Origin of the sequence: Kitasatospora sp. NPDC059088, from assembly GCF_042738155.1 — a bacterium.
Classification (GTDB): Bacteria; Actinomycetota; Actinomycetes; order Streptomycetales; family Streptomycetaceae; genus Kitasatospora.
In genome coordinates this window covers 22,200-28,128 of sequence record NZ_JBHYGR010000126.1, presented here as the reverse complement: position 1 = coordinate 28,128, position 5,929 = coordinate 22,200, and the positions used below count along the sequence as shown (strand labels likewise).

The following is a 5,929-nucleotide window of genomic DNA, read 5'->3' as shown; positions in this document are numbered from 1 at the left end:
CTCAGCGCTGCTGTCCCCCCCCCACCGGCGCCGCCCCGCGGCGCGCCCCGCGGCGGGCGCGGGCGGGCGGCGCCCCCCCCCCCCCCCCGCCGCCCCCCTGACCGTTACCGGGCCCGCCCTTTGCTGAGCGGATGATCGAACCGATAGACCTGGTGATTTTCGACTGCGACGGCGTCCTGGTGGACAGCGAGATCATCGTCGTCCGCGTGGTCGGGCAGCTGACCGCCGAGCTCGGCTGGCCGCTCACCGGGGCCGAGGTGGTCGAGAAGTTCGTCGGCCGGTCGGAGGCGGCCAACCACGCGATGCTGGCGGAGCGGCTCGGGGAGGAGGCCGCGACGCTGTTCGACAAGCGGTTCCGCGAGCTGCACGCCGAGGCCGTGGACGCCGGGCTGACGCCGGTGGACGGGCTGCCGGAGGCGCTGGACGCCCTGGCGGAGCTCGGGTTGCCGATGTGCGTGGCGTCCAGTGGCACGCACGAGAAGATGCGGCACACGCTGGGCCGGACCGGGCTGTACGGGCGCTTCGAGGGCCGGATCCACAGCGCCACCGAGGTCGGGCGCGGCAAGCCCGCGCCCGACCTGTTCCTGCACGCCGCGCGCAGCATGGGCGTCGACCCGGCCGCCTGCGTGGTGGTCGAGGACAGCGGCCCCGGGGTGGCGGCCGCCCGCGCCGCCGGGATGCGGGCGCTCGGCTACGCGGGCGGCGTCACGGCGGCGGAGCGGCTCGCCGGGCCGGGCACGGTGGTGTTCCGGGACATGCGCGAGCTGCCCGCGCTGATCGCCGGCGGGGCGGTTCACCAGGGGTAGGTGCCGCCCTCGGGGTGGAAGAACTGGCCGGTGGGCGCGGTCAGCGCCGCGCCGAGCTGGCGGGCGATCCGGCGGCCGCCCTCCTGGACGTCGGACGGGCCGGAGTGACCGTTGATGTCGGTCGCGCAGTGGCCCGGTTCCAGGGCGCTGACCTTGATCCCCTCGGCGCGCAGGGTGCGGGCGTAGACCAGGGTGACGGCGTTCAGCGCGGCCTTGGAGGTGTTGTAGCCGAGCAGCGCCGCGTACTCGCCGACCGGGGTGTCCGGGTCGGCGAGGACGGAGGAGCTGCCGAGGCCGCTGGAGACGTTGCCGATCAGCGCGGCCGGGGAGCGGCGCAGCAGCGGCAGCATGGCGTTGATGACGGTGACGGCGCCGAAGACGTTGGTCTCGTAGGTCGCGCGCAGGTCGTCCAGGGGCAGCTTCTCCGGGGCGGTGCCGAGGTCCCGGGTGATCCCGGCGTTGTTGACGAGGGTGTCCAGCCGCCCGTACTCGGCGTCGACCAGTGCGGCCGCGGCGGTGACGCTCGCCGGGTCGGTGACGTCCAGGCGGACGGCGCGGGCGGTCAGGCCCTGGGCGGTGAGGCCGGCGGCGGCCGCGGCGCCGCGCTCGGGGTCGCGGGCGCCGAGCAGCAGGGTGTGCCCGGCGCGGGCGAGTTCGGTGGCGGTGGCGAGGCCGATGCCCTTGTTGGCGCCGGTGATCAGGACGATGCGGTTCGTGGTCATGCCCCGACTCTGGCCGGGCGGCGGCCGGGCCGGGAGAGCACTGTCGAGGGTGGTACCGGGAGTGCCATGGTCGGCGTGCGGCGGGCGGGCCAGACTGGGGGCGTGGAACACGTGGACCGGGCGGAGCTGGCCGCCTTCCTGCGGCGCTGGCGCGCCCGCATCCAGCCCACCGACGTCGGCCTCCCGGACGGCGGGCGGCGCCGTACCCCGGGCCTGCGCCGGCAGGAGGTCGCGCAGCTCGCGGGCATGTCGGTGGAGTACTACATCCGGCTCGAACAGGGCCGGGGGCCGCGCCCGTCGCGGCAGATGATCGGGGCGATCAGCCGGGCGCTGCGGCTGTCCGCGGACGAGACGGCCCACCTGCACCACCTGGTCGGCGAGGCGCCGCTGCCGCCGACCGCGCTGCCCCGCGACGTCCGGCCCGGCGTGCTGCACCTGCTCGACCGGCTGGACGACACCCCGGCGATGGTCTGCAGCGCCGCCCGCGACGTCCTCGCCTGGAACGCGATGGCGGCCGCACTGCTCGGCGACTTCTCCGCGCTGCCGCCCGGCGAGCGCAACCTCATCTGGCGCTTCTTCACCGACCCGGACACCCGCGCCCTCCAGGACCCGGCCGGCCAGGCCGTGTTCGGCCGCCGGGCGGTCGCCGACCTGCGCTCCGCGTCCGCCCGCTACCCCGCCGACAGCGGCCTGCGCCGCCTGGTCGACCGGCTGCTCGCGGCCAGCGAGGAGTTCCGCGAGCTGTGGGCGCGCCAGGACGTCGAGATGCGCCGCTCGACGACCAAGCGCCTCCTGCACCCGGTGGTCGGCCCGCTCGACCTCGACTGCGAGGCCCTGCACGACCCGCACCGCGACCAGTGGACGATCTTCTACACCGCCGCCCCCGGCACGCCCTCGCACTCGGCCCTGCGGCTGCTCAAGGTCCTGGGCAGTCAGGACCTCGTGGTCCGGGGCTGAGCGAGCGCGATCCTCGGCTATATTGAACGCGTTCAAATAACGTCCGAGGGGGGCGCATGGACGTCGTGGCGCGCGCGGTGATCGTTTGGATGGCGACCTGGGGGGCGCTCGTCACGTTGCTCCTGCTGCCGTTGCTGCTTCCGGATCGATGGCACTACGACATCTACTCGCCCGCCAGCGAGGGGCTGTGGATGCTGTCCGTGCTGGTCGGCCCCTTCGTGGCCGGCGGGCTCGGCAGGCGGTGGATCCGCACCGGCGTCTGGCGGGGCGGGGCCGGCGGGGACGGGGCCTGAACCGGTTGCCCGGCTTCCCGGCTTCCCGGTTGCCGGGTTGCCGGGTCCGACGGGACAGGTCGTGCCCTGGTAATTCGCTTGCCGGGGGCGGTCGGTGCTGGCAGGGTCGGACGCCATGCCCCGGAAGATGCACGCGGACGAACTGGACGTCGACGAGGAACTGGTCCGCCGGATGGTGGCCGCGCGGTTCCCGCGGTGGGCCGGCCTGCCGGTCGAGCCGGTGGACTCGGCCGGGACCAGCAACGCGATGTTCCGGCTCGGCGCCGAGCTGGTGGTGCGGATCCCGCGCATCCCCGGGGCGGTCGAGGACATCGGCAAGGAGTACACCTGGCTGCGCCGGCTGGCCCCCGAACTCCCCGTCGCCGTACCGGTTCCGGTGGCCCTGGGGGAGCCGATCGACGGCTGCCCGTGGGAGTGGTCGGTGCTGCGCTGGCTGGACGGGGCCAACCCGGCGGCCGGGAACGTACGACAACCGTCCCTGCTGGCAGCGGACTTGGCCGGGTTCGTGACCGCGATGCGCCGCGCCGACCCGGCGGGCGCCCCGGCCTCCTACCGCAGCGAGACGCTGGCCGCGCGGGACGCGGCGGTCCGGCGGGCACTCGCGGCGCCGGCGGGTGAAGTGGACGCGGCAGCGGTAACCGCCCTGTGGAAGACGGCGCTTGGCGCGCCCGAGCACGCCGGGCCGCCGGTCTGGATCCATGCCGATCTCCAGCCCGGCAACCTGCTGGTCGACGGGGGCGGCCGGCTCGCCGCCGTCATCGACTTCGGCTGCGCCGGCCTCGGCGACCCGGCCGTGGACCTGCTCCCCGCCTGGTACGTGCTCCCCGCGTCGGCCCGTGACGCCTTCCGGACGGCCGTCGGCGCCGACGCCGCCGAGTGGGAGCGGGGGAGGGGCTGGGCGCTGTCCGTGGCGCTGGCGGAGCTGGACTACTACCGCGACAGCAACCCCCGGATGGCGCGCACCGCCCGGTACGTGCTCGGCGAACTGCTCGCCGAGCACGGCGGGGCGGCCTGAGGGGGCCGCCGAGGTCCTACGGCGCGGTGACGACGACCTGGGCCCCCGCCAGGGGCCGCTTGCTCATACCCAGGTGCTCGTACACGGCTATCGCCGACCGGTTCCCGCCGTGCACCATGAGGGCCGCCCGCCCGTACCGGTGGACCAACTCCCCGAGGACGAAGCCGCAGACGGCCCGCGCCAGTCCGCGCCCACGGGCGCCCGGGTGCGTGCACACGCCGGCCAGGAACCCGCAACCGGCCGCCGACCAGACGTCGGCCGCGACGGCCAGGGGCTCCGGCGGGGCGCCGCTGTCGAGGGAGTCGACGATCCCGGCCCAGCGGTGGGTGCCGCCGTCGTCCGGCTGGGCGAAGGAGTCGGGGAAGAAGCGGTCGAACAGCGAGGTCGCCTCCTTCACCTGCACCTCGTCCAGCCACCGCACCCCGATGGCGGGCGGGTCGGGGACGGCCGAGGTCTCCATCCAGTAGAACGCGGGGAACAGCGACAGGCCGGGGATCGTGCCGGCCAGCGACTCGATCAACGACGCCCGGCCGACGGGCCGGTAGGTCGGTCCGACCTCGGTCAGCACGTGCCGCACCAGCCGTGCGGCGTCATCGGCACTGCCCTTGACCGCGAGCCGGTCCCGCGCGGAGAGGTCCGGGCTCGCCACGGCGAGGGCCGTGCCGTGCCGCCAGGCCCGTACTCCCGGGCCCAGCCGGCCGTCGTGCTGCCCCTGGGCAGCCCACAGCAGGTGCCCGTCGCCGGCGGCGGCTTCCTCGACGTCGTCGAGGCGGAGGAGTTCTTCCATGCGTCTTCACCTGTCGAGCGGCTTGATCATGTGCAGTGGTCCAGCGCTCATCCGGGCTCGTTGATTCCGTCCGGCAGTCGCCACTCGAAGGGCCACAGCTCGGCCGCCCACGCGGCGTCGGCTGCGGCGGGGGCCGCGGGGACGCGCAGGAGGGTGCGGTGGCGCAGCAGTTCGCGGCGCTCGGCGGGGGTGAGCAGGCGCTCGTCCGGCCCGAGGTCGCCGTAGGCGTTCGGGGGCAGGCCGGGGCGGCCGTCGATCGGGGCGTCCTCGGCGACGTTGAGCAGGTCGCCGTCGGCGGTGCGGTAGTCGAGGCGGAAGTCGGTGCGCCACTGCGAGTTGCCGCCCCAGCCCTGGGAGAGGTCCCGGGTGGGACGGTGGGCGCGGCGGTGGGTCCAGAACAGCGGCCAGCGGTCGGCGACTCCGCGCTCCGCGTGGGCGGCTCCGGCTCGTACGCGGACGCCGGCCCGGTTGAACAGCAGCTCGCCGAGCATCAGGCCGGGGTGGCGGACGTCCAGGACCTCGACGGGGGAGTCCGGGTCCTCGGCCTGCTCGACCTCGGTGATCTCGTGCAGGAACGGGTCGAAGGGGGTCTGTTCGAGGACGGGCGTCATGCCGAGGGCGGTGAAGAGGTGGAGGTAGGGCGGGAGTTGGGGGTCGAGGAGGAGGAAGTCGCTGATGCGGCCGAGGGCGTAGAGCTCTTCGAGGAGGTCCGCGTCGTCGGCCCACCAGCGCGTGTCAGCGGTGGCGGCGATACGGAGGCGCGCGCGGTGGTCGGCAGCGGCCTGGTCGAGCCAGGGGGCGATGACGTCCTCGTAGGGGCCGTCGGCGTCGAGTAGCGCCTCGTACAGCGCGCGGGCGTTCACCCTGGAGATCCTGGCAGGTTTTGCCAAACGGTCGACCAATGAGGCGGTCGGCGCGGGTAGCGTCCCTGGTCATGAGCGTGCTGGACGTGAACGAAGAAGCGAACCAACTGCCCGACGCCTGGCGCTCGGTGGTGCTGGAGCGGGTCGGTACGGCGGCGGTGAAGGTGCTGCGGATGGACGGCCGGGAGCTGGAGGAGGAGGTGCACGGTACGGCGGAAGTCCTGGTGGTCACCGACGGCGTCCTGGAGCTGGACTTGGACGGCGAGGAGCTGACGGTCGGCACCGGCGAACTGTGCCGGATTCCGGCGGGAACCCGGCACGCGGTGCGGGCGGGGAGTCACGGCACGCTGCTGATCGTGGAGGTCCCCGAGGGGGAGTGAGGGGGGGGGGGGGGGCCCGCCGGGGGGGGGGGGGCGCCCCCCGTGGTGTGAGATGTTCTGACACACTGAAAGAACAACCGCGTATTGGGGGTGGTTGTGGACTGGG

At 74.7% G+C, this 5,929-nt stretch carries 8 protein-coding genes; 5 read left to right on the top strand and 3 right to left on the bottom strand.

Annotated features, from left to right (window positions below):
- The first annotated feature begins 131 nt into the window (after window positions 1–131).
- On the top strand, window positions 132–806 hold the full coding sequence (locus ACFWXO_RS36625) for an HAD family hydrolase (protein WP_380529572.1): 675 nt from the start codon (window positions 132–134) through the stop codon (window positions 804–806).
- Here ACFWXO_RS36625 and ACFWXO_RS36620 read toward each other — a convergent pair.
- Complete coding sequence (locus ACFWXO_RS36620) at window positions 794–1,528, bottom strand: SDR family NAD(P)-dependent oxidoreductase (protein ID WP_380529570.1); 735 nt, start codon at window positions 1,526–1,528, stop codon at window positions 794–796. The genes ACFWXO_RS36625 and ACFWXO_RS36620 overlap by 13 nt on opposite strands.
- Before the next feature lie 102 nt (window positions 1,529–1,630).
- On the opposite strand from ACFWXO_RS36620, the gene ACFWXO_RS36615 reads away from it, so the two are divergent.
- The 3 genes from ACFWXO_RS36615 (at window position 1,631) to ACFWXO_RS36605 (ending at window position 3,793) form a co-directional block, all read left to right on the top strand.
- Window positions 1,631–2,485, top strand: coding sequence for a helix-turn-helix transcriptional regulator (locus tag ACFWXO_RS36615; RefSeq protein WP_380529568.1), 855 nt, complete (start codon window positions 1,631–1,633; stop codon window positions 2,483–2,485).
- A 56-nt stretch (window positions 2,486–2,541) separates the two neighbouring features.
- The gene (locus ACFWXO_RS36610) at window positions 2,542–2,778 is read left to right on the top strand and encodes a hypothetical protein (protein ID WP_380529566.1); all 237 of its coding nucleotides are present in this window, start codon (window positions 2,542–2,544) and stop codon (window positions 2,776–2,778) included.
- A 115-nt stretch (window positions 2,779–2,893) separates the two neighbouring features.
- Window positions 2,894–3,793 (top strand): aminoglycoside phosphotransferase family protein, encoded by a 900-nt coding sequence (locus ACFWXO_RS36605; protein WP_380529564.1) that lies wholly within the window; start codon window positions 2,894–2,896, stop codon window positions 3,791–3,793.
- A 16-nt stretch (window positions 3,794–3,809) separates the two neighbouring features.
- Here the strand turns inward: ACFWXO_RS36605 and ACFWXO_RS36600 are convergent, their stop codons facing one another.
- Complete coding sequence (locus tag ACFWXO_RS36600; protein WP_380529562.1) at window positions 3,810–4,580, bottom strand: GNAT family N-acetyltransferase; 771 nt, start codon at window positions 4,578–4,580, stop codon at window positions 3,810–3,812.
- Window positions 4,581–4,627: 47 nt separating this feature from the next.
- On the bottom strand, window positions 4,628–5,443 hold the full coding sequence (locus tag ACFWXO_RS36595; RefSeq protein ID WP_380529560.1) for a hypothetical protein: 816 nt from the start codon (window positions 5,441–5,443) through the stop codon (window positions 4,628–4,630).
- 71 nt (window positions 5,444–5,514) lie between these two features.
- Here ACFWXO_RS36595 and ACFWXO_RS36590 point away from each other — a divergent pair, with 71 nt between their 5' ends.
- Window positions 5,515–5,823: a cupin domain-containing protein gene (locus ACFWXO_RS36590; protein WP_380529558.1), complete on the top strand. Its 309-nt coding sequence runs from the start codon at window positions 5,515–5,517 to the stop codon at window positions 5,821–5,823.
- Window positions 5,824–5,929 lie beyond the last annotated feature (106 nt).